This window comes from Azospirillum sp. FG154 (genome assembly GCF_057809575.1).
Genome location: NZ_JBMDKF010000016.1, coordinates 124,314 through 145,797, shown reverse-complemented (window position 1 = coordinate 145,797; position 21,484 = coordinate 124,314). Strand labels below are relative to the sequence as shown.

At 67.4% G+C, this 21,484-nt stretch carries 20 protein-coding genes; all 20 read right to left on the bottom strand.

The genetic code is table 11. The features are described from left to right. Positions 1–589: hypothetical protein (locus ACODS4_RS18580; RefSeq protein ID WP_488866295.1), on the bottom strand; the 589-nt coding region annotated here is incomplete at its 3' end. Continuing rightward, positions 586–2,151 carry a hypothetical protein gene (locus ACODS4_RS18575; protein ID WP_488866293.1) on the bottom strand — a complete coding sequence of 522 codons (1,566 nt, stop codon included), beginning with the start codon at positions 2,149–2,151 and terminating at the stop codon, positions 586–588. The genes ACODS4_RS18575 and ACODS4_RS18580, both read right to left, overlap by 4 nt. Next, positions 2,148–8,486: a tape measure protein gene (locus ACODS4_RS18570; RefSeq protein WP_488866291.1), complete on the bottom strand. Its 6,339-nt coding sequence runs from the start codon at positions 8,484–8,486 to the stop codon at positions 2,148–2,150. Before ACODS4_RS18570 ends, ACODS4_RS18575 begins: the two co-directional genes overlap by 4 nt. Beyond that, positions 8,483–8,947, bottom strand: coding sequence for a DUF1799 domain-containing protein (locus ACODS4_RS18565; protein ID WP_119830509.1), 465 nt, complete (start codon positions 8,945–8,947; stop codon positions 8,483–8,485). Before ACODS4_RS18565 ends, ACODS4_RS18570 begins: the two co-directional genes overlap by 4 nt. After that, entirely contained in the window at positions 8,947–9,285 is a 339-nt protein-coding gene (locus tag ACODS4_RS18560) for a hypothetical protein (RefSeq protein ID WP_488866289.1), read from the bottom strand. Before ACODS4_RS18560 ends, ACODS4_RS18565 begins: the two co-directional genes overlap by 1 nt. A gap of 25 nt (positions 9,286–9,310) precedes the next feature. Next, on the bottom strand, positions 9,311–10,558 hold the full coding sequence (locus ACODS4_RS18555) for a hypothetical protein (RefSeq protein ID WP_488866287.1): 1,248 nt from the start codon (positions 10,556–10,558) through the stop codon (positions 9,311–9,313). A gap of 3 nt (positions 10,559–10,561) precedes the next feature. Next, the gene (locus tag ACODS4_RS18550) at positions 10,562–10,795 is read right to left on the bottom strand and encodes a hypothetical protein (RefSeq protein WP_488866285.1); all 234 of its coding nucleotides are present in this window, start codon (positions 10,793–10,795) and stop codon (positions 10,562–10,564) included. Next, positions 10,792–11,226, bottom strand: coding sequence for a phage tail terminator protein (locus ACODS4_RS18545; RefSeq protein WP_488866283.1), 435 nt, complete (start codon positions 11,224–11,226; stop codon positions 10,792–10,794). Before ACODS4_RS18545 ends, ACODS4_RS18550 begins: the two co-directional genes overlap by 4 nt. Continuing rightward, positions 11,223–11,792, bottom strand: coding sequence for a phage virion morphogenesis protein (locus ACODS4_RS18540; RefSeq protein WP_488866281.1), 570 nt, complete (start codon positions 11,790–11,792; stop codon positions 11,223–11,225). Before ACODS4_RS18540 ends, ACODS4_RS18545 begins: the two co-directional genes overlap by 4 nt. After that, positions 11,792–12,232 (bottom strand): gp436 family protein, encoded by a 441-nt coding sequence (locus tag ACODS4_RS18535; RefSeq protein ID WP_488866279.1) that lies wholly within the window; start codon positions 12,230–12,232, stop codon positions 11,792–11,794. Before ACODS4_RS18535 ends, ACODS4_RS18540 begins: the two co-directional genes overlap by 1 nt. A gap of 1 nt (position 12,233) precedes the next feature. Then, entirely contained in the window at positions 12,234–12,653 is a 420-nt protein-coding gene (locus tag ACODS4_RS18530; RefSeq protein WP_488866277.1) for an HI1506-related protein, read from the bottom strand. Further along, positions 12,650–13,543, bottom strand: coding sequence for a Mu-like prophage major head subunit gpT family protein (locus tag ACODS4_RS18525; protein ID WP_488866275.1), 894 nt, complete (start codon positions 13,541–13,543; stop codon positions 12,650–12,652). The genes ACODS4_RS18530 and ACODS4_RS18525 overlap by 4 nt, the downstream gene beginning before the upstream one ends. Before the next feature lie 13 nt (positions 13,544–13,556). Continuing rightward, entirely contained in the window at positions 13,557–14,312 is a 756-nt protein-coding gene (locus ACODS4_RS18520; protein ID WP_488866273.1) for a hypothetical protein, read from the bottom strand. Further along, on the bottom strand, positions 14,309–15,445 hold the full coding sequence (locus tag ACODS4_RS18515) for a phage protease (RefSeq protein ID WP_488866271.1): 1,137 nt from the start codon (positions 15,443–15,445) through the stop codon (positions 14,309–14,311). Before ACODS4_RS18515 ends, ACODS4_RS18520 begins: the two co-directional genes overlap by 4 nt. Positions 15,446–15,752: 307 nt before the next feature. Continuing rightward, positions 15,753–16,976, bottom strand: coding sequence for a phage head morphogenesis protein (locus ACODS4_RS18510; protein ID WP_488866269.1), 1,224 nt, complete (start codon positions 16,974–16,976; stop codon positions 15,753–15,755). After that, positions 16,969–17,694 carry a Mom family adenine methylcarbamoylation protein gene (locus ACODS4_RS18505; protein WP_488866267.1) on the bottom strand — a complete coding sequence of 242 codons (726 nt, stop codon included), beginning with the start codon at positions 17,692–17,694 and terminating at the stop codon, positions 16,969–16,971. The genes ACODS4_RS18510 and ACODS4_RS18505 overlap by 8 nt, the downstream gene beginning before the upstream one ends. Then, entirely contained in the window at positions 17,660–17,851 is a 192-nt protein-coding gene (locus ACODS4_RS18500) for a zinc finger domain-containing protein (protein ID WP_488866265.1), read from the bottom strand. Before ACODS4_RS18500 ends, ACODS4_RS18505 begins: the two co-directional genes overlap by 35 nt. Positions 17,852–17,988: 137 nt before the next feature. Then, a complete protein-coding gene (locus ACODS4_RS18495) occupies positions 17,989–19,554 on the bottom strand; it encodes a DUF935 domain-containing protein (protein ID WP_488866263.1) in 1,566 nt (521 codons plus the stop codon). Beyond that, positions 19,554–20,930, bottom strand: a complete 1,377-nt coding sequence (locus ACODS4_RS18490) for a terminase large subunit domain-containing protein (protein WP_488866261.1) — start codon at positions 20,928–20,930, stop codon at positions 19,554–19,556. Before ACODS4_RS18490 ends, ACODS4_RS18495 begins: the two co-directional genes overlap by 1 nt. Then, on the bottom strand, positions 20,927–21,484 hold the full coding sequence (locus tag ACODS4_RS18485) for a phage protein Gp27 family protein (RefSeq protein ID WP_488866260.1): 558 nt from the start codon (positions 21,482–21,484) through the stop codon (positions 20,927–20,929). The genes ACODS4_RS18490 and ACODS4_RS18485 overlap by 4 nt, the downstream gene beginning before the upstream one ends.

Below are 21,484 nucleotides of genomic sequence, written 5' to 3'. Positions count from 1 at the left end.
GCGTGCGGTCCAGCTTGGACTGGATTTCCGGCACGATTTCGCGGCCCCAATCGAAGCCCCATTCCGGGACCGTGGCCTCGGCGAGGAACAGGTGTCCCAAATCGAACGGCGCGCCTTTGTTGTCGATTTCAATCCGCGTCACCAAGGGGCGGCAGCGGGTCGGCAGGTCGAGGACCGGGACCGCGTAGCCCGCCAGATCGCGCGCGGTCGGTCGGCCAGACCACAGGTTCCGGTCGGACCAGCGCAGGCCGCTCGTCCGCCAGCTCCGCCCCAAAATCCGCCGCCATTCCGGCGTTGGCGCGCCGGGGGCCAGAACCGTGCAGGCGTCATTGGCGGCGTAGGTGATCCGCACCTCGGCGTCGCGGCGCAAGGTGGTGCCGGACACCATCAGCGCCGTCACCGGGTCGCGCGCGGGCGTCACGATGTCCAACGTGGCGATGCCGCCGCTTGTCCAGCGCGCGACGTCCTCGATGACCGTCGGCAGCAGGACGTCGTCCAGATGGATCCAGCCCTCACCGCGCAGATAGCCTTCCAGAGCCAGATTGCGGTCCAGGATGCGGCAGAGCGCGCTACGATCTTGCCCGCTCATCCGAACAGCTCCAATTCGATCAGATGTTCGGCGGGGGCGGCGGGGCGCTTGCCCCAAAGCACCCAAGAGCCTGTCAGTCCCTCCAACGAATAGGACAGGGCCACCTCTTGCCCGTGAGCCAGCCCCAGCACCGCGTCGGTCATTTCGACTGCGACCCGCAGCAATTGGCGCGGGCTGCCGTCAGGGCGCGGCCCAAACAGCGCCAACAGTTGATTGGCCAGCGCCAACGCGTCGGCCTCCGACCGCAGCGCCGTGTCGATGGTGATCTCACGCGCTTGGTCGCCCCAAATCGTCTTGACCGCCGTGGCTTTGGCTTCGGCGGAGCGCCACTCTTCGGCCAGCCGCGCTTCAGCGGCAGTGCCGACCAGCGCGCCTGCCAAGTCAGACCGTGCGAAGGTTTTGTAGATGCGGCCCCACCGAACGGTGACTTTCCAAACGGGCCGGGCGATGGTGGCGTCGCCCACTGAGATCTCTTTGATCTTCCGCTCCGACAGCGCCAGGACCGGCGCGCCAACCGGCGCGGCGAGCGCGCCGACCTGCCACATCCCCGCCGCGTCCGGCAGCACCCACACCGCCGCCGACGCGGCGACCACGTCCCACGCCTCGCGGTAGGTGTTGGGCTGACCCAACCACACCCCGACCTTGGCCGTTGTCGTCCAGGCCGCGAGGCTGGCCCCGATCCGCGCGCCGTGACCGCGCCGGGTCAGCAACCAGCGCAGGATCGACGGCGCGGTGTCGCCCGCCGCCGCCGCGCCGCGCAGACCGAATGTCGGCAGCGCCCCCAGCGTCCCGCCGATGCGCACATAGCCGCGCGTCAAATCCGTGGCGTATTGCGTTGACGAGGGGGTTGCAGCGTCAAAAACCGTACCCGTGCTGTCCGCCGACAGCGTCAACCCCGCCGCGCCGCCTCGGTCCCAAATCGTCGTGACGGCGGCAAGGGCGCCCGCGCCCGCGCCATCGTGCAGTTGCGCCGCCCGAGCCACCTGATTGACCCAAATTCCCGGCACCTGCGCATCGGTCAAATCGCCCAGTGCCAGCGGTTTGGTTTGCCCCTTGATGCCACCCGGCTCGCCCTCGTAGCCGGTCGCGCCGCTGTTGGCGCCGCTATAGGTCCCGTCCTGAAGCGGGTCCTCCAAATCGGCGCGCGCATCGAGCAACGGCGCGGTCATGCGCCCGACTTGTTCGCCGCCGATGTCCCAACGCCAGCCCCCCGCGCCGCCGGAGGTCACGGGCGTCCAATCGGCCAAAGGTCGGCCCGACCGCCCGCGCCACAGTCGCACCGCCACAGGCCGACAGTCGCGCAAATAGGACAGCGATCCGTCGCCGTTGGAGACGGTCAGGTTGCCGACGCCAATTGAGCCGCCCAACCGTGACGGATCGCCCAGCGCGCGGGTCTGATAGCTCGGCACCTCTGTCAGACGATTTCTGTATTTCTGGTTCGGTCGGTCCGGGCAGTCCGAAGGCATAGGACGCACCGCTCCGTGGGACAGATACAGCGTCTCCACCAGCCCAGACGGTCGCCGGTAATCCAGCTCCGCAATCCAGGCGATTTCATCGGTCATGCGGCCCTCCGTTCCAGGACCGTCACCAAATCCCGATTGATCCGGCGGCTTTCGGTCAACTCCCGCAAGATGGCCGCGTTTTGGCCGATCATCGTGTCGAGCCGCGCGGCGATCATCGCGCCGATCTCCAGCACCGCGCCCGACGTGCCGCCGACGGCCATCACCACCGGCGTCATGTCAACCGGCGCGGCGTCGCCGCCGGATGAGAGCACCGCGTGGATGCCCAGCCGCCCGCCGATGTTGGCCAGCGGCATGATGGCCTCGGGGCCAGCCTCGCCGAGTTCACGAAATTTGGTCGGGCGGTGGTAGACGCCCTGGCCCAGCGCCGCCGCGCCGGTCGCGTACTTCTCAGCGCTCCAATTGCCGTCAGCATGCTGGACCAGCTTCCAATTGCCCGAGGCGCTGGTGGCGAAGCTCCCGGCGGCGCTGGTGGTCGTCGCCCCCGAACCGCCGCCGGTCGAGCCGTTGGCAAGACGCGCGTCGATGGACGCCAGATAGTCCCGCTGGGCTTCAGCCACCGACAGCGCGCGCCCAGCGGCGTCCACCTGCTCGCCCGCGCGAGACGCCAAGGTGGTCTGCATCGCCAGCACGCGGTCCTGTCGCGACTGATATTCGGGCTGGTCGGCGTAATAGGCGCGGGACTGCTCCAAGTAAGGCCGCCAGAGATTGTTGAAATCGCTGGCCGCTTTGTCGCGGTCGTTGTCGTTGGCGGCGTTCAGGACGCGGTTGTAAGCGGCGCTCATTTCACTGTCGGCCAGATCAAGCCGGGCCTTGGCGTTCAACGTCGAAAGGTTGGCGTCTAAACGCAGCGACGTGACAGCGGCGAGCGCCTGTTCGCGGATGCGGCCCCAGCCGTCAGAAATCGACCGCTGCGCGCTGATCTGGGCGTCGGCGGCGGTCTTCGCGGCGGCGGATCGCTCGTCAGCCGCAGCCTTGGCCGCCGCGTCCTGTTCAGCCAGAAGCTGCCGCTGGCGGTCCCAACCGTTGGTCAGCAGGCCGACGCCCGCCTGATACTCGGCCAGAGTGATCGTCCCGGCGCGGTAGGCCGCGACCAAATCGCTGTGCGACGCCCGCAAGCTGTCCGCCGAGGCCGCCCCAGCGGTCAGCGCCGCCGACAGCGCGCCCCAGCTTGCCGAAAATCCACCCACCCGCGCCGGGTCCAGCCCGGCCAGCCGGAGAGCGTCGTCGGGACTGGCCTGCCAGGATGGGTTGATGGCCGTCTCAATGGCTGAGCGACCGGACAGCAGCGCCTTGGCCGTCTCGGCGGAGCTGGTCCAACTGGACGCGATAGCGGCGATAAGGTTCTGATATTGGTCGCCCGTCACCAAGCCCGCGCGAAGCGCCGCCCCCAGCGCCGCCTGCGCCGTCGTCACCTGCCCCGTGGCCGCCGCACCCTGCCGCGCCGCGCCATCCAGCGCCTCCAACGCCGCCCGCAGCGGCGTCAAGCTGGCCGGGTCCAACGACAGGTTTTTCAGCGCGTCGGTCACGGACAGCCGGGCCGACGGGTCCAGCGCGCCGCGCAGGCTCAGCCCGCCAACGCGCTCCACCTCGGCGATCTGCGCCTCGGCGGCGGCCTTCTGCGCGCCGACATAGGCCGTCAGCTTGGCCGCGACTTCATCGGCGGACAGCCCCAGCGACAGCAGCGCCGGGCGGAACGCCTCGAAATTGATCTCGGCCTGTTTGGTGACGGCGGCCATGCCGCGCAAAGGCTCCACCGCCGGGCCAAGCCCCATCATCGCGTTCAGCGCCGACGTCAACGCGGGCTTCAGCTCGCTTTCGGTCGCCAGCCCCAACCCCGCCGCCTTGTCGCGCCAATCCAGGATGTTGGTCTTGATCTGCTCGCCCAGCGCCTTGCTGCTGTCGGTCCAACTCTTGATGTCGTTGTCCAGCGGGTTCAACGCGCCGCGCATCTGATCGAAGGTCGCGCGGAAGCCGCTGGCGAAGTTGACGTCTTCCAGCAATTTATCAGGGCTGGTCGCCTTGCTGTTTCTCAGCGCGGTGGCGACGTCGGCGTTGACGCCGGTCAGCGTGCCGTCGCCCTGGAAAACGCCGATCAACCGCTTGCCGAAATCCGCCACGGCCTCTTCGGCAGTGCCAAACTCCTTGCGAACGTTGCTGACCAGCGAGATCCACTTGTTGCCCTGCTCGAAAAACTCAATGCCGCCGACCGGGCCGCTGACCGACTTGGGCAGCGACGTCCCGGCGGCGGTGACGATGCCGTTGACCAGGGCGGCGGCGGCGGTCGCGGCGCTGCTGCTCTTGGTCACGTCGCCGCCGTTGTCCGCCGCCGCGTCGCCCAACCCGGCGACGCCCGCCGTAAACTTGACGTTCGCGGCGCTGTTCGGCCCCACCGATTTCTTGGCGGTGCCAAGCAGCCCCATGATGCCGCCAACGACCGCGCCGATGGCGAGACCGACCGGCCCGCCCAGCGCGCCCCAGCCCAACGCCGACGCGAGATAGGCGGAGCCAGCCCCCAGCGCCGCGCCGGACAATCCGCCGATGGCCTTGCTGTTGGTGGCCGTTCCAATCAGCCCGCCCAACATGCCGCCGAACGCGCCCGCGCCCGCCGCGCCAACGACGCCGCCCAACGTGCCGCCCGCCGTGCCTGCCGCTCCGCTGGTCGTGCCGGAATAAGAGGCGTTCAGCGCACCCAGGTTTCCCGCGTTGACGACACCGTTGGCCGCGTTCAGCGATCCGGCCTGAACCAAGCCCGGCCCGTACAGCGCGGGGTTGGCCACCAGCGTCCCGGTGTAGGCCGCCGCGCCGGTGGACGACATCGACACGGCGCTGCCCCACAGCGGCGTGTTCATCAACCCGTCCCAGCCGCCCGACAGACCCAGCTTGTCCATCGCCCAACCGCCAGCCTTCGACAGCGCCGTGTTGGTCAGCGTGTTCGTCAGCCCGCCACCCGTCGCCGCTTGGCCGCCGCTGGCGGGCGCTTGGATGCCAAACACGGACGGCATCGACCCGACCACCTGCGTGACAATCGGCAGGACGATCTGCGTCTCAAGCGCCGCGACGGCGATCCGCTTAAAGATCGCCTTGAAGACGTCAACGACGCTGGTGGCCTTCGACGGGTCCATCAGCCGGTCGTACAGCGCTTCGGAGACGTCCTTGGAAATCTCCTTGGCCGTCGCCTGCACGGATTTCAAGAAATCGACATAGGCCCGCTTGTCGGCGATCTGTTCCTGCCACGCCAACCACTGCCGCGCGCCCTCTGCGCCCAACTCGGCGACCTTGCGGGCGGCCTCCTGTTGGTTTTGCAGGCTGGTCAAGGCGCGCGAGCGCAACGGCTCGGCTTCGCCCATCAGGTCGATTTCGCGCTGGGCGAGCGCCAGATTGTCGTTGGCCGCGCGGCGGTCTTGCTCAAGCTTGTTGTTGTCGTTGGCCGCGCGGTTGGCGCGGTAGGCGTCCAGTGCGTCGTTCAACGCCCGCTGCGCCGCCGTCCCGGCCACCGTCGCGTCGGTTCCAAGCTTGCGGATCAAGCCCAGCTTGTATTCGTTCTCCTGCGCCACCCGCACCGCTTCGCCGCCCGCCGCCAGGGCGGTGGTCAGGGCGTTGGTGTTGGCGGTTTCCAAGGCCAAACCGCGCACCGTCTCGTTGCGGAGCGTCAGAATGGCGGCGGCTTCTTCACGCTGGTTCGCGGCGGCTTGGGCGGCGACGTTGCCGTTGCCCTTGGCCGCTTCTTCGGCGAGCTTGTTCGCGTAGGCGGCTTGGCGCGCCGCCGCTTCCCCTAGACCAGCGGCCTGCGCCAAGCGCATTTGCCCGTCGGCGGCCCGCAAAAAGCCCTTTCCAGCCTCACCCGCCGCCGCGCCCGCCGCCGCGATGGCCACGCCGTAATCCTGTTGAGCGTTGGCCTCGGCTACGGTGCGGTCAACGCCGCGCGCCACCATCTGCTCGACCGCCTTGTCGCGGGTCAGCCGCGCCACCGCGACCTCGTTGCCAGCCGCCTGCGCGGCGGTGATTTTCGTTTCCAGATCGACGACCTTGGCTCGGGCGTCGGTCGCCGCCTTCACACGCGCGGTTTCCAGATCCTTCGCCTTGCCCAGTTGCGTTAGGTATTCCGGGCTGACGGTGGTCAAAGGCTGCTGTCTGGCCTGGGCGCGCTCCGCGTTCACTTTTTGGAGAATGGTCAGCGCCGCACGCGCCGCGCCATCCGGCACCTGCATCAGCGCGATCTCGCGGTTCATGTCGGCGATGGCCGCGCGGAGCGGATCCATCTTTTCCCGGATGGTTTCCAGGATCGTTCCGGCCTGTTCCGCCGTCATGCGGTATTTCGCCCAAGCGCCAACCCCAGCATCAATGACGGTGGTCAGGGTCGCGGTGTGCTTGGCCAGCTCGGCCTGATCCTCAGTCAGGAGCTTGCCGCGCTCAATGGTCACGCCCGCCGCCTTTTGCGCGTCGGTCAAGGCGGCGGTCAAGGTGCTGAGACCTCGTGAGCCACGTCCCGTGGCTGCCGCCAATTCCGCGCCAATGGCGTCGCCGGTTGTCTGCGTCACCGATTTGAGGCTGTCGAGAGCAGCTTCCGCCGCTTGCGCGCGGGCTTGAGCGGCGACGAGCGCGCGCTGGGTCTGTTCCAGCTCTTGCCCAGCCCCCTCCGAAATGCCGGGCAATTGTAAGTCTTCCAACGCCGCCATTTCGCGCAAGGCTTCGATCTTGTTGCGAATGGCCTGCGCCTCAGCCTCGGCTTTGCCGATGGCCTGCCGTTGCTCCTCCATGATTTGGTTGGCGCGAAGACGGGACGCTCCGGCAAGTTCGTTCAGCCGCACCTGCCCCTCGCGAACGACGGCGTTGTAGGCGGTTTGCGCCTTTTCGGCCTCGCTTGTCCGGGTGGCGAGATAGGCGATGGCTGCCGCCGCCCCCAAAATTGCCACCCCGACCCACCCGCCGACGAGCGCCAGGGCGGCGTTCCAGGCCGTCTGCGCTGCCGCCGCCGCACGCGCGGCCAGCGACGTGCGGGTGATCGCAGCGGCATAACCTCCCTGCGCCTGTACCAAGCCCGCATCGGCGACCGCCTTTGCGACAGCGGCGGCGGCGGCATCCTTGCCAAGGTCGCGCTCCAAGCGCTGATACGACAGCAGGGTTCGCGTCTGGTTGTTCCGCTCTTCCAGCGCCTTGTTGTAGGGACCAACCCGTCCGGTGGCCTCGACCATGCCGCGCGTCAGTTCCATCTGCGCGGTCGCCGCTTCTCGCTGGCGCGCAACCTGTTGCGTCAGCCCGGCAACATGCGTCTGCATCGCCGCGACGTCCGCGACGCGGCGCGCGGCGGCTTGGGCGGTCGCTTGCGCCACCGACACGGTTTCCGCCGCCAGCGCCTTTGCCGCGCCCGCCGCATTGGCGGATGCGGCGGCGGCCTGCGTGGCGCCCGTCACCCATGGGCCGAAAGAGCGCGCGGCGAGAAAGCCTGCAACGGCGACGCTCATTCCTTCGACGCCCTTCACCGCCGTGGGAAGATCCTTGGCGAGCGCGTCGATGCCGCGCGCCAGAGCGGCGGTCGCCCCCAGCGCGCTGTCCGTTTCGCCCACATATTTTTGCACGGCGTTCTGAAGCTTGACGAAGGCCGACGCCACCGTCGGCGCCACCTGATCGAATTCACGCGCGATGGCGGCTCCCTGATTGAGCAACGCCTTCAGCACCACATCCGCCGTCAGCTTCCCTTGTTCGGCCAACGCGCGCAATTCGCCGACGCTCCGCCCCATGCCAGCGGCAATGGCCGCCGCAAGACGCGGGGTTTGCTCCATCACACTGTTGAGTTCTTCGCCGCGCAGCACGCCGCTCGCCATCGCTTGGCCAAGCTGGAATAGCGCAGCTTCGGCGGACGCCACCGGGCCACCGGAAATCGCCACCGCTTGGTTGATCGTTTCGACGACACGCAAGATGTCGCTACTCGACACGCCCATTTCTTGGGATGAACGAGCGAAACGTGCATAGGTTGTGGCTGTGGCGTCGAGTGACTGCCGCGTGCGCTGAGCCACCTCGAAAAGCTGCTCTTGGATGGCCCGCAACTCGCCCGCGCTGCCCGTCACCAACCGCAAGCGGCTTTCCACCGATTTCCAGGCGTCGGCATACTCGATCAGCTTGCCGACCGACAGGCTGACACCAAGCAAGGCCGCCGCGCGCGCCGCCGCCGCCATGCTGGTGGCAATACCCTCGTGGCTTTGCCGGAGCGCTTGCGCGGCGCTGGAAGCGCGTTGTGCCTCCGCCGCCCACAGGCTGCTTCCGCCCGCCGACGCCTTGGCGCGCGCGCCGAATTGATCCAGCGCCGCGCTGGACGGCGCGAGGTCGGACGGGACGCTGCTGTCGGCGCGGACCTTGATGGCGAGCTGAAGCGTCACGACCGCTTGCCCCTTTTCTTGCCAGCCTTGCCCGGTTGGGCGCGCTCCCGACGCGCGTCTTCGCGGGCCGCCATCGCCAGTTCGTCCAGCGCGGCATGTTCCATGACGCGAAGATCGGTGAACAGCGCGGGGTTCAAGGTCATTTTCGACAGCCTCGCCGTGATCTCGACGGCCTCATAGCGCAAGCCGGTGCGGCTTGCCCCGACGAGGCCCAACCCGACCCAATGCCATTGGGTTTCCAGGGCGCAAAACAACCGAACGGCGCGCCAGCAATCCGGGCGGACGAGAAAGTTTGACGTTTCCCCGTCCTGGCCCGCGCCCGCCGCCGCCTTGTTCCAGCGCGCCACCAGCTCCGGTGGAGCGCCGAAGGCGGCAAGATCGCTCGCCACCTTCGCCGCGCCGACGGACGGCGGGGCCGTCGCCGGTTTGCCGCCGCGCGCCCACCAGCGCGCGGCGGCCATCAGTTTTTTTTGCGTTGCGCCGTGCCGGAGACTTCCTGGAAATAGGCTTGGATGATCGGCAGCCGCGCCCATTCCATGGCGAAGGCGGCGCGCAAATTCTCTTCGCAGAACTCCAGCGCCCCACCCTCGCCATCCTCGACCCGTTTCCAGCCGATCACACGCTCCTCAAACCACTCCCAATCGGTGACTTGATTGTCATCCTTCTTGGTGTCGATCAGCTTGAATTGGATGTCGAAATCGAATTTGACGCGGCCAGCGCCGGGCTTCGTGGCGGGGGCGTAGCCGGTGACGGTGGCCCAGAAGGTGGCGGGATCGGCCTTTTTCGAGACGATGAACATGGTGAAAACCCCGTTTTAAGAAGAATCAAAGGATGGAGAAGGCGACTTCGTCGTTGCCCAGCGTCGGTTGCAGCCCGGCCTTGATCTGAAGCGTTTTGATGTTTTCGTCGTCGGCCAGATCGACCTCCTGCAACTGCGCCGTCGCCTCGACGTCGATCCGGTTGCCCGCGACCGTGCCGTGACGCACCCACAGCGGAACCGTCGCGCTGCTGTCCACCAGCGCGTAATAATCCTTCTCGGCCAACGGCGGCGCGTCGATGGTCAGGCTGGCGGTGGCGTCGCGGCCCGACACGCGGATGCCCCGCCTGTTCACCACCTGGCGCAAACCGACCTTGTTGCCGAGCTGGATCGTCAATTCCGACAGGGCCGGGGCGTAGCCGTCCAGACGGAAGACCGGCACCGTCTCCGGCGCGCTTTCATCGGGATCCTTGAAGCCGGAATAATCGCAGTCGGTGGGCAGGCCGCTTGCCGTGATCGGCACGAACAGGCCCCACGACTGCACGTTCCAAATCGGGAAGCCCTTTTTGCTGATTTTCAGGCCGATTTCAGCGTGACAGCCCAAACCGACATGCAGCGTGCCGTCCAGGTTGGCGTAGGTGGTGCAGCTTTCCACGCCGCCGCTGACCGGGGTGTACAGCACGCGCTCCGGCGTCAGGGCGATGGTCAGTGCGTCGCCGAGCGCGAAATTGACGGAAATGGCGCTCGGCGTGATGACCGCGCCGCCGGGAAGCGTGAACGGGGACGCGGTGGTCATCACCACGCCGGTGACGCTGTAGGCGGCGTCGCCGGGCGTCTGCGGCGCGGACACGGTGAAGGCGGCCACGCCGCTGCCGCCCGCCGTCGTGCAGGTCAGGGTGACGGTGCGCTTGTACGCCCCGTCGAATTTCGTCGTTTTGGCGTAGGTGAAGCGCCCCAACGCCCCGTTGGCCGGAACCGCCGTGGCGGCGATGGTCGCCAAGCCAACCACCGCCGTTTGGGCCAACGCGCCCATGCGCAGGATCGGCGCGTAGGCCGGAGCGACGCCCGGCGTCCCGGAACCCGCCGCTTCGATTTCATAGTCGAAGGTGACGTGCCTGCCGGTGCGCAGCTTGGGGCGCGCGCCCCAGAAATTGCGGTAGAATTTCCGTTCGATCTGTTCCGCCGCCATCGGCTTGATGCGGACATTTTGGGCCAGGATGGCGTTGGCTGTGGAACTCGGGCCAGCGTCTTCGCCATACGCCGTTTCCGCCTTCACCATCAAAGCCAGCTTGTCGTAATACTGCTCGTCGGCCATGACTCAAAGCTCCTGCGGACGGCGACGGCGCGCGGGTTCCGGCGTCGAGGCGATGGTTGGTTCGGCGGCGTCCGCCGCGTCGGCTTTGACGGTGGTTTCAGCGGTGGTCGCGCCGTCGTTCACCGTTTCGGCGACGCTGTCCGGAGTGGCGGCGGGGACGGCGGCGTCAACAACCTGATTGGTCGCCTCGTCCAGCGCGTAGCAGCCGCCGCGCCCCGGCGTAGGGTTGTCCTTCATCCAATCCTCCTGATGCTTTCGGTTGCGCGGAAGCGGTCCATCCACCAGAGCGCGCCGAACTTGTCCAAATCGACGGTTTCACCACCAAGAAACAGCGCCGGGCCGTCCGCGCCCTCGGGCGTCCATCCCACCAGCGCCGCCCGGATTTCGCCCCGCGCACGATCCAGCGCGTCCCCCGCGTCCACCCCGCGCGGGTCGGACAAATCGGTGACGCACAACACCACGCCGAAGGTGACGGCGTTGCGTTGGGCCACGCCGTTGGCCAGCCGGTTGTCGCTGGCCGTCTCCGACACCGGCACCACATAGGCGGCGGGCTGGACGTTGGTGGGCGGGTTCTGTTTCAGCGCCGCCAACTGGGCGAGGCCCTCGACCAGCCGCAAGGACGGGGCTTGCGCCTTCAGGCGGGCGACGATGGACGCGCGGCGGATCACGCCACGCCCCCGGCGATGGCGCGCGCAAGGTGGCGTTCGATCAACCGGGCGATCCGCCCCTCGTCCGCGCCGTCAATCCCCAGAAACGGGCGGGCCGGGTAGACCGCCTTGTGACCGGCGACGGCGTGCTCTTCCGCGAAGTTGGCGCGGCTCTTCTTCACGAACCGCCAGTCTTGGAAGCGATTCATGGCTCCCTTGACCTTGCGATAGGTGACGATGGTGCGGGCCGGACGGTCGATGGCGCCGCCAAATTGGTGAAGCGCGGCGTATTCCTTGTTGGTGCCCACCTCGGCCTCCATCGCCGAGGAGCGCGACGTGATGGACGCCTCCAATTGGCCGCTGTCCACCAGGGTCTTGCCGCCCGTCTTTTTGGCGCGCGCCGAGGGCGGCCAAGCGACGCCGCCCGGTCCACTTCCCGTGTCAAAGCGGCGACGGGTGGTTTCCTCCATGTCTCCGGCGGTCTCCGTCATGACCGGACCAAGGTCGGCCCCGGCGGCGATCAGGCGCGCGAACAGCGCGTTCAGGCCGCTGTCTTCGACGGTGAGGGTGATGCGGGCGCCGGTCATCACAACCCCCGCAAACGGTCGCGGCTGAACACGCGCTCGGCTCCGGCCACGCGCGCGCCGCCGGGCGACGCGCTGGACGGCGGGGCGGAGCCGACAAGACCGACCGCGCCGGGCAGGTCGGCCTGCCCCTCGGACACCCGCCGCAAATACGCGATGGCGTCGGTGTAAGCCAGCCGGGCCGGGGTCTTTTCCTCAACCCCGTCCTGGTGAAGCCGATACCAAGCAATTTCCGTCGCCAACGCCCGCAGCCGGGGCGACGGAGGATCGACCGGGACCGGGCAGCGCTTGGCCAGCCAGCCGTCGATCTCCGCGTCGGCGTCGGCCAAGGCGCGCGCGATCACCGCCTCGTCGGCGACGCCATCGCGGTTCCGGTCGGCGTGTTGCAGCAGCAGCGGCTCGCCGTAGCGGTCGATCAGATCGGACAAGCTCGCGTAGGGCATGTCAGGCTCCCTTCGCCTTGCGGGCCGGGGCGCGGGCCGGGGCGTCCTCAACCGCCGGGGCGGGCGCGGGTTCATCGACGCTTGGCGGGGCGGCTTCGCCGGGCTGCTCAGCCTCACCGTCAGCCTCATTCTCGGGCGCGGCGGCGGGCGGCGGGTTGGGCGCGTGCGCTTCCCAGCCGGTCAAGACGGTTCCCTCCCGAAAGGCGTCCGCCATCACCGTGGCGATCTCCGACCCCGTGAGCGCGCCCATCGCCAGGTCGCCAACCACTTCAACCAGCAAAGCGGGGTCGGCGCGCAGGACATCGACCTGTTCGGGGCTGAAGGCGCCGGGCGGATGCAGCGTCGGGGTTGGCGGGTGCCGGACGCTGCAACGGCAATGGCCGCGCGGCGACCGCGCCCGGATGCGGATGGCCGGGGTCATGGCAGCCACTCCGACAGAACGACCGTGACCAACCCTTTCCAGGGGTTGACGACGTCGCCGTCAAGCTTCTCGCTGTTGGCGATCAGGTTGGCGGCCTTGATGTTGGACGCCCCAACCACGAGCTTGGTTGGCTTGATGCCGAGCGGACGCCCATAATCCGCCTTCAGCGACGACATGTTGACGTAGCCGGTCTCGAAGCTGGTCAGGGTCAGCGGTTGCTTGGAGCCGTAGGCAAGCTGGGGAAAGCTGAACCCGACGTTGGAACGACCATCCACGCCGTAGATGTATTCCTTCTTGAAGAAGACGTTGGCGTCGTCGGGGTTGTCGAGCGCCACAAAGTTGAACTTCTGACGTTCCTGATAGATCACCGGCTTGATGACCCGACGGTCGTCGATCAGAAACCACGGGGAGCCGTTGCCGCCGCCGCTGTTGCTGTAGAAGGTTTCCTTGCCCGCCGCGTCGAGAACCGGATGGTCGGTGTCGAAGAAGGGCTGGCCATCGTAACACGCGGCGTCCCAGCCCCGCGCCAGAAGCCCCCAGGCCAGCTCGTCGGGGTGCGTGGCGGTCGAACGACCGAACTCCAGAACAATCGGCTTGTAGACGCCAAGCAGGTCGTCGGCGATGTCGTTCCGGTCGAGCGAAATCGTGCTTTCAAAATCCTTGTTGCGGATCGTGTAATCCGACGTCGCGATGCTGTTGACCACCCGGTCGCCGAGCCATTCCCGGATGCGCGGGAATTTGCCAAGCCAACCATACTGATTTTCCCGTGTCGTGCTGGGGACCGGCATGGCGATGGCGGGCCATGTGGGCGTCACCTCCGCGAAAGCGCCCTGGAAGTCGGTGCGAAACCCGACATAGATCGTGCGGAGATTGCCGCGATTGATTTCCATGCTGTCTCTCCGGTCAAACGATGTCGATCAGCGCGGACGCGCCGACGCTGGCCGAATTGGCGCCGCCCACCGTCAGGGCGATGACGTCGCCCACGGACACGGCGTTGGCGGCGGTGGGCAGGGCGGCGTCAACGTCACCGGCGGCGGACCCGGCCTGTGTGATCGTGAGAACGCCGCCGGTTACGGCGACGCCGCCGATGGACGCCGTCACCGTGGCGTCGCCGGTGGCGAGCGCGCCCGCCAGAACGGAACGGATCGCCACGATGGTTCCGGCGACCGGGGCCACGATCCGATAGACGCCCGCGCCGGTGAGGCTGGCGATGGCCAGCGGGAGGGCATAGCGCTGCGGACGCGGAACCGCCGGGCCGCTGCGCACCCACACCCCGTCGCCATCCACATCGACCACCACACCGGCGGGGCTGCGGCTGGCCGACGGCGTCCGTCCGACCGTTTGGTTGTCCACGATCCAGGCGTGCTGACCGAGATCCGCCAAGGTCACGGCGTCGCCGCTGGACGCGTTGTTCCAGCGGAAAATGCCGGGACACACGTCGATCCGTTCATCGCCAGCGGCCCCAGCGCTGTTGTCGATGGTCTGCTCCGCCCGGCCCAGCGCTGTCAGCCCGGCGATGGCCGCGCCGTTCACGGCGTAGCCGGAGGCGTTGGCGCAGACCAGCGCGCCCGCCTGGATTTTTGTCGCGGCGGCCAGAGAGACCGACAGGAGCGCGCCCGAACGCGCCAACGTCCCGCGCGGGGCGGTCAAGGCCGTCATGACGTCCACCCCATCTCTTCCATGACCTTGGCCGCCTTGGCCGGGTCCACGCCCATCATGGCCAGGACGGATTTCTGCCCGTCATCCAGCGCGCCCGCCCCGGAACCGCCGGACGGCTGCCCGGAAACGCCGCCCCCCGCCGTCTTGCCCGGCGGCACCACCACCGGCAAAGCCGCCGCGAAGGCGGTCCAGCCCGACGGGTCGGCGCGGTACACCTTGAGGAAATGCTCACGGGTGGCGGGCGCGACCTTGCCATCCGTCACCGCCTTATCGACGGCGGCGGTCGCTTCCCGCTCCAGCGTCTGGCCTTGCAACTCGGCCAGGGTGGTGGCGGTGGCGGTGTAGGTCGCCATCGGCACCCACGCCTTGGGGTCGGGATCGGCGGAGACGGCGGCGGCGATGGCCGTGGGTTCGGCGCCGACGGGCAGCCCGGCGGCGGTGGCGATGCGGTCGAAATCGGCGCGGGCGGCGGCGGAAGCGGCGGTCAGGGCGTGAACACGGCTGATCGCCGCGTTCACGTCCGTCCCGACCGGCATTCCCAGCGCGGCGCACAGCGCCGCAAGGGTGGGGTCCATCACAGGCTCCTGGTGTGGGGTTGCGGCAGCAAGGGCGGGAAGGTTGAAATTCGGGTGGTTCGTCAAGGCCGCCCGCAGCACGCGGGACACCTTGCCGTTTTGGTCGTGATTGAAGGTCGGGCTGATGTAGCGGTATTCCCGCGCCGCCAGCTTGGCGGCGGCGGCGGCGGTCCATTCGACCCGCGCGTAAATCCCGTCGGCGCGCGCTTCGAGATCCTTGATCCACCCGGCGGCGGGGGCGTTGCCCAGCCCACGGCTGGCGGACAAATCAAAAGCGTGGTCAAAGTCGATCAATGGATCGGTCGGCCCGGCGTAGGCCTTGGACGCCGCGACGATGGCGGCGGCCTGCGTTTGGTTTCCGAAATTGTAAGGCCCCCGGCCATCCCGGCCTCGCACCACGCCAAGCGGCGCCAGCTTGATCCAACCCGACGTCGCCGACGCGAGTTCGGGCAGGTCCGACACCAGTACGGAAAAGGCGACGACGTCGGCGGCCCCCGAGGTGGAGGCCATCGACAGACGGGGCGCCGGATGCGGCTGGATGGAGCGGAGGGAATTCATGGACGCATCATGCGTCCAGGGAACCGCCGCCATAATGGTGGTGGATGCGGCGGTCGGGCGCCCCTGAAACGGGCCGCAAAGGCGTTAAAAAACGCGTTAAAGGATTTTTCCGGCACGCGGGTAGCCCAAGCGCCCATGATCGCGCTTGGCGGCCTTTCCAGAAGGCCCGCCGATCTTGCCGACGGGCCGCTCCGGCGCTACAGTGGGGTTGGGCGGTCGAAACACGGTGAAACTCCCAGCCGTAGCCGACAGGGCGCGTGGAAGAGGCCGGTATCCATTTCCGGGGGGAGCCTTCCCGACCGCCCAATCACATCACCACACCCTCCGGGCCGGGATCGACGGCGGCCCAACCGCGCGATTCGATGCGGGCAAGCTCAGCCGCGTCAATGACGTGGAAGGATTGCAGGAAAGCCTCGCGTCCAAACCGCGCCGTCTTGATGATCGCCTTGTAAATTTTGCCGTTGTGCTCGCCCGTCAGCGCCCAGTGCCGAGGCTTGTTGGCGGGGAGCGGCGTCTTGTCCGACCGCAAGGCGGCGGCCAGCCCTTGATAGTCGGCGGTCCCAATGTCTTTGTGGTTGCGCGCCTGCTTGTCGGCGCTGTCGCGGGACAACCGCACCACCCGCGCTTTCAGGGCCATGGCGTCGGCGGCGAGGCCGGGCGCCAGGACGCCAACCGGCCAATCGCCCAGCCGGTTGACGCCTTCACGCAAGAAGTCGGCGAAGGCCGCGCTTTTCAGCCCTTCGCCGACGACGCCCGCCGCCAAGGGCGGATCGGCGGCGTCGAGCTTTTCAATCAGCCGCACGCGTGCGGCTTGATCGGCGGCCAGCCCGACATTGTGACCGAAGCCCGGATCAATCCCGTCGGGCAGTTGGACGGTCGCCCCCGTGCGCGGGTTGGTCCAGGGTTGGTTTTTCAGATCGGGCGCTTGCGCGGATGGCTCAAGCCCCAACCGGGTCAGATCATCGTCGGAGAGCTGCTGCACCGAGCAGCGGCAAAACCAGCCGCAGGGCGGGTAGTGGGTGCGCCACCACGGATCATCCACCCGCAGGATGGCGCCGTGCCACGCCCGGTGCGCCGGGCGTTCGCGGCCATCCAGGACGCAGACATAGCGCAGCCAGGGGCGGCTGTCCTTGCGGGACTGGATGCGCTCCCAGCGCCCGGCGGCGTAGGCGGTGCGCAGGTTGGTGTCATAGATGGTGGCCAGCCGCCGCGCGCTGCCGAGCTGGACCAGCTTTTCCTGCCCGTCCAAGGGATCGACGCGAACCTGCGCCCCCCACCAGCCGAGCTTTTGCAAGGTGGGCGTCAGATTGGCGTCGAAGCGCTCCTTGGTTTGACCCTCGGCCAAGGCGGCGTCGGTGGTGGTTCGGATGGCCTCCAGGACATCCAACTCCATCGCCTTGGCCACTGTGAAACAGGTCGCGTGCAGCCCGCCAAAGATGTCCCGGTGATCGAACGAGCCTTCCGGGATTTTGTCGCGGAAAAAGCGAAGGGCTTGGTCGGGAGGCAGCGACAGGGGCGAAATTTTAGCCATGAAGAGCCTCCAAACCCGGCTTTGGGTAGGCGGCGGTTTTCCGCAGCAGCCGCTTCCGCGCGGATTGTTTCAGAAACAGCACGTAACGGAATTGGCGAAACCGATGCTTGGTCGCGCGGTGCAGATTTTCCCGCAGCCGCAGGCCGCGCGCGCCCATCCTCTTATGCGCCGTCAAAAGCATCTCGTGAAACCATTCACCGTCCAATTGATAGAAGTGGGTGAAGTGAAACCCGCAATAAACAAAGTTGCAGGCTTGATAAACCACACCCCAACAGCCGCAGCGTTCATCGGCAAAAGACTGGATCCATTGCACGGCGGGAAAGCGGGCTTTGATGTATTTGGTCGCGTAGCTGATCGCCATGCTCTCCCCGTTGCGGGGGACGGCGTCGCTCAACCACATCCGGTTGAGTTCCAGATAGTCGCGGTTTCCGGTTCCGGCCACCACGCTCTTGCCCGACGCCGGGTTCATGGCGTAGCCAAATTGCAGCGCGCCAACCAGTTCCCCGCGCAGAAACACGCCAAGGTGAATGTAGCTGTTCTGGACGATGCGCCCAGAATAGTGGTGGCGGATGATGATATCCGCCGCCGTTGCCCGTGGAATTTCAGCGATGCGGAATTCCGCATCGCCAAAACCGACGACGCGACCCGCCTCGTCATGACTGTAACCACGCGCGCCAACCGCGCTAAGGCGGGGATGCTCCCCGTCGATCCTGCCCATGAGCGTCCTTCGAGTCGGACGCTCTTGGGCGCTCTGATGGGGGGTTCTTGACCCTCACATGGTTGATCGTGCCGCAACGCGAGCACTTGATTTCGAGCATTTCTGCGGTTCCCCGCGCCAAAAGCTTGGCGCAGGACCCGCAACGGATTTCCTCCATACGTGTGACTGCCTATGGTGTCCGTCCACCAGCGCTGGTGAGGCGGGACGATTTCGGTCGTGCGAGGCTCCACCTCGCGGCTGGGGTGCTTCAACACCCTGGCCCCCGCCAGCCCATCGGCGGGGAATTCACAAACATCACGGCGCATCGCCACCCTCCGCGCGCCCGGCCAACCACGCGCCGATGCCAGCCCGGCTCAGCGCCTCCTCAATCCCGGAACTGTCCATCGCCCCCAACAGGCGGGCCACCATCTCGGGATCCGTCAGGCGCGCCTGGACGTCCTCCAGGCTTTTCGCCTCGCTCAGCAGGGCGCGGATGGGATCGACGATGGCGGCCATGTTCCAGCCTTCGGCGGCGAGCTGCTCGGCGATGGCCGCGTCAAGATCGAAGGACGGAACCGGGTCCGCCTGAACCGATTGCGTGGCGGGCGCTGGGACGCTCTGCGGCGGGGGTGGAGCTGACGGGGGCGTCAGCAATTCCTCATCCGCCGCCGGGTCGGGAAGGCCGATCCTGTCCCGGATGGTGGACATGCCGACCTTCAGGCCCAACGGCACCAGCTTGACCACGCGCTCGACCAGCGCGCCGATGTCTTCTTCGTCCGGGCGGCCAATGCGGATCTTCGGGTAACGGTCGCGCGGCCCAAGATTGACCGACACCTGCACCGGAACGAAATCACGGTTCAAGGTGGCGGCAAGCTGGCGGCCATCGGCCCGTTCGATGTCCCCTTGCACCTGGCGATGCTCTTTGCCGACGGCGTGGCCGCCCGAGATCGCGTCGGTGGTGGTGGTTTGCCCCAGGACGGCCTTGGACACCTGCCGATCCAACCAGTCGGCGAGCTTCTCCCACAATTCCACGCTGCCGGTGGACGCCTGCTGAAATTCGATCTGCATGCTTTCCGGGATGATGGCGGCGGCGTCGCTGCCCAGATCGCGGACGGCGGCGAGCAGCGCGTCCTTGTCGCGCTCGCTGGCCCCGAGGCCGTATTTCCCCAGCCGCAAGGGGTGGCCATAGACCTCGGCGAACACCACCCAATCCTTGATGGCGAAGGTCTTGAACAGATAGGCCCAGGCGGAAACCCGCGCCAAGCCGCCCCGGATCGGCACGCCGCTCTTCGTTTTGGGCGTGTGGATGATGAAGCGGTTGGGTTGGAGATCCTCGCCGTTGGCGCTGCCGTCCACCAGACGCAGGGTGCGCCCATCAACGCGGTCATATTGGAACCAACGCGGGTCACGATGCTCAAAACCGACCACCCGCCAGCCATCGGCGGCGGTGGTGTCCCAAATCATCTCGACGACGCTGTACCCTTTGCCCAGACCGTCCAGAAGGTCGAACAGCATCTCCTCGATGTCGAAGGCGGCGATGGCGTCGCGCACCAGATCGGCGGCCTTCTGATCGTCGGCGGCGTCCGACGCCGCCTCGACCGTCACCTCAAGCTGCGCCACCGACAGCTTGCGGGTGGACAGGACGCCCCGATAATGCGCGTCCCGCTCCTCCATATCCTCGGCCAATTCCAGATAGGCGGTGGCGTCGCCATGCTCGGACGCCCGCAACAGCCGCGCCAGCCGATCCGGCGTCAAGCCGCCCGCCGGATGGTCTGACAGGATTGACCGCAGGCCGACGACGGTTGGCGTGGCCTGGGGCGTCGCAAGCGCCGCCCGCCGCATGGGCTGGCCGTTGACGTCCAGGAAGGATTTCGGCGGCATCAATAGCTTCCCCGGCCAAAACGGCAGCGCTGGTGATGGAACGGCGACCCGTCATCGTCGTCATGACGCGGGCGGCGGAAACGGTCAGAGGGCGTGGGCGCGCCGTAGGCTGGTTGATAGTCGTATTCCATCGGCGCGGTGTCCCCGGCGGCGATCCCAAGGAAAGCGGCCCACGTCCGGTCAGCGTGGCCGTCGCCGTCGCGATCCGCCACCAAGCGTGGCGCGCCGGTGGCCCCGACCGTCTTCTTGAGCTTGTGCAGATCGGCGCGCAGCTCCGGGCGTCCGGCGGGGATGCGGACCTTGCGATCCTCGAACGCCTGCTTGGCCGAGGTGGCGATGTCGAGGCGGCGCGACCCGGTCAGCAGCACGCCCTCCACCGCGTGCGTTCCCCACCGGCGCTGGGTGTCTTCGACCGGCTTTTCGCCCATGCCGGTCTGATCCATCGCCAAGCGGACGGGGCGATAGCGGCGCATCACGTCGTCAATGATGGCGTCCTGTTCGGAAAAGGTGATGCGGCGGCGTTCGATGATTTCCCGCGTCCACAAGACGTCGCCGACCAGCTCCCACACCCACACGACGAACAGATCGTTGCGGCGCGCGATGTCGTTGCCAACATAGACGGGGCCGCCGCGATACAGCTCCGGACGCCCCGCGTCGGGATCCTCGACGGCGGCGATCTCTTCATAGCTCAGCCAACTGGACGCTTCGTCCAGCCATTGCAACTCGAACTCCTGCGCCCAGGCGTCGGGATCCCCAATGGCCTCGCGCAGCGCGTCAATGTCGCGCGGCAGACCGTCAGCGACCGCCTGATAAATATCGACATGGTGGCGCGACCAACCGTCGTCGGCCCCCGTGACCAGATCATAGAATTTGTTGCCTTTGCCGTTCGGCGTCGAGACGACGCGCAGTTTCCAGCCGTTGGAAATGACCGGAAACAGCGCCTTCCAGATCGCGCGGCTGTCGGCGTGGAAGGCGAACTCGTCCAGAAACACATTGGCCGAAAAGCCGCGCGCGGTGTCGGGGTTGGCGGGCAAGGCGGTGATGCGGCTGCCGCCCTCCAAAGTCACCTCCAACGCCTTGTAACTGGCGCTGTCCCCCACCCAATCATACTCCATCGCGTCCAAGCTCATCTGGTAGGCTTGGGCGTGGCGCTTGATTCCTTCGTCCATCGCCTCTTTGGCCTGCCGCTCGCCGCGCGACAGGATGACCCAACGCTCGCGCCGCCCCTCCGCCGCAGCGGCAAAGCAGTCGTCCACCACCTCCAGCGTCGTTGTGAAGGTCTTGCCGCATTGGCGCGCGAACATGCCGACCTTGAAGCGCGCCTTATCCTGAAGCCAGCGCTTCTGATAGGTGTAGAGAGGGACGGCGGCGCTCATGAGAAAATCCCGTAGACTTCCTGCCGAACGCGCACCAGCGCCTCCTTCAGATCGACGGGCTTTCCGTCGCTTTTGGACGCGTCCGGTTCTGCGGCCTTCAACGCGGCGTCGACTTTGGCGCGTAGCTCATCGCGCCATTTGATTTCCCGGTCCAAATCGACCTTGGACGCGGAGGCCAGATTGCGCAGCACTTCCGAATAGGCTTTGGCGTCCTTCGCCTCAATGGCGATCTCGCCGCCTTCGCCGCGCGCCGCAAACAGCAGCCGTTGGGTCAGGGCTTGCAGGATTTCAACGTTGGCGCGCGCGGTGCTTGACGCCGACCCTTCGTCAATCCGGGTGCCGATGGCCTCGGCGATCTCGCGCGCCCGTCGGATGTCGGCGATGACCTGATCCAACTCCTTGATCTCGCGCCCCAGCGTCGAGCGCGGAACGGAGACGTCAAGCTCTTGCAGCTTGGCGCGGATTTGGTCGATGGTTGCCCCTTGCCCGCGCAGCTTGCCCACCAGCGCGCGGATGTCGGTCGGCCATTTGTCGGCGGCGGAAAGGCGTGCCAT

Coding starts and splice junctions, on each gene's coding strand:
- ACODS4_RS18575 (WP_488866293.1), bottom strand. CDS start 2,151: ATGACCGATGAAATCGCCTGGATTGCGGAGCTGGATTACCGGCGACCG.
- ACODS4_RS18565 (WP_119830509.1), bottom strand. CDS start 8,947: ATGGCCGCCGCGCGCTGGTGGGCGCGCGGCGGCAAACCGGCGACGGCC.
- ACODS4_RS18560 (WP_488866289.1), bottom strand. CDS start 9,285: ATGTTCATCGTCTCGAAAAAGGCCGATCCCGCCACCTTCTGGGCCACC.
- ACODS4_RS18555 (WP_488866287.1), bottom strand. CDS start 10,558: ATGGCCGACGAGCAGTATTACGACAAGCTGGCTTTGATGGTGAAGGCG.
- ACODS4_RS18550 (WP_488866285.1), bottom strand. CDS start 10,795: ATGAAGGACAACCCTACGCCGGGGCGCGGCGGCTGCTACGCGCTGGAC.
- ACODS4_RS18540 (WP_488866281.1), bottom strand. CDS start 11,792: ATGACCGGCGCCCGCATCACCCTCACCGTCGAAGACAGCGGCCTGAAC.
- ACODS4_RS18535 (WP_488866279.1), bottom strand. CDS start 12,232: ATGCCCTACGCGAGCTTGTCCGATCTGATCGACCGCTACGGCGAGCCG.
- ACODS4_RS18530 (WP_488866277.1), bottom strand. CDS start 12,653: ATGACCCCGGCCATCCGCATCCGGGCGCGGTCGCCGCGCGGCCATTGC.
- ACODS4_RS18525 (WP_488866275.1), bottom strand. CDS start 13,543: ATGGAAATCAATCGCGGCAATCTCCGCACGATCTATGTCGGGTTTCGC.
- ACODS4_RS18520 (WP_488866273.1), bottom strand. CDS start 14,312: ATGACGGCCTTGACCGCCCCGCGCGGGACGTTGGCGCGTTCGGGCGCG.
- ACODS4_RS18515 (WP_488866271.1), bottom strand. CDS start 15,445: ATGAATTCCCTCCGCTCCATCCAGCCGCATCCGGCGCCCCGTCTGTCG.
- ACODS4_RS18510 (WP_488866269.1), bottom strand. CDS start 16,976: ATGGCTAAAATTTCGCCCCTGTCGCTGCCTCCCGACCAAGCCCTTCGC.
- ACODS4_RS18505 (WP_488866267.1), bottom strand. CDS start 17,694: ATGGGCAGGATCGACGGGGAGCATCCCCGCCTTAGCGCGGTTGGCGCG.
- ACODS4_RS18500 (WP_488866265.1), bottom strand. CDS start 17,851: ATGGAGGAAATCCGTTGCGGGTCCTGCGCCAAGCTTTTGGCGCGGGGA.
- ACODS4_RS18495 (WP_488866263.1), bottom strand. CDS start 19,554: ATGCCGCCGAAATCCTTCCTGGACGTCAACGGCCAGCCCATGCGGCGG.
- ACODS4_RS18490 (WP_488866261.1), bottom strand. CDS start 20,930: ATGAGCGCCGCCGTCCCTCTCTACACCTATCAGAAGCGCTGGCTTCAG.
- ACODS4_RS18485 (WP_488866260.1), bottom strand. CDS start 21,484: ATGGCACGCCTTTCCGCCGCCGACAAATGGCCGACCGACATCCGCGCG.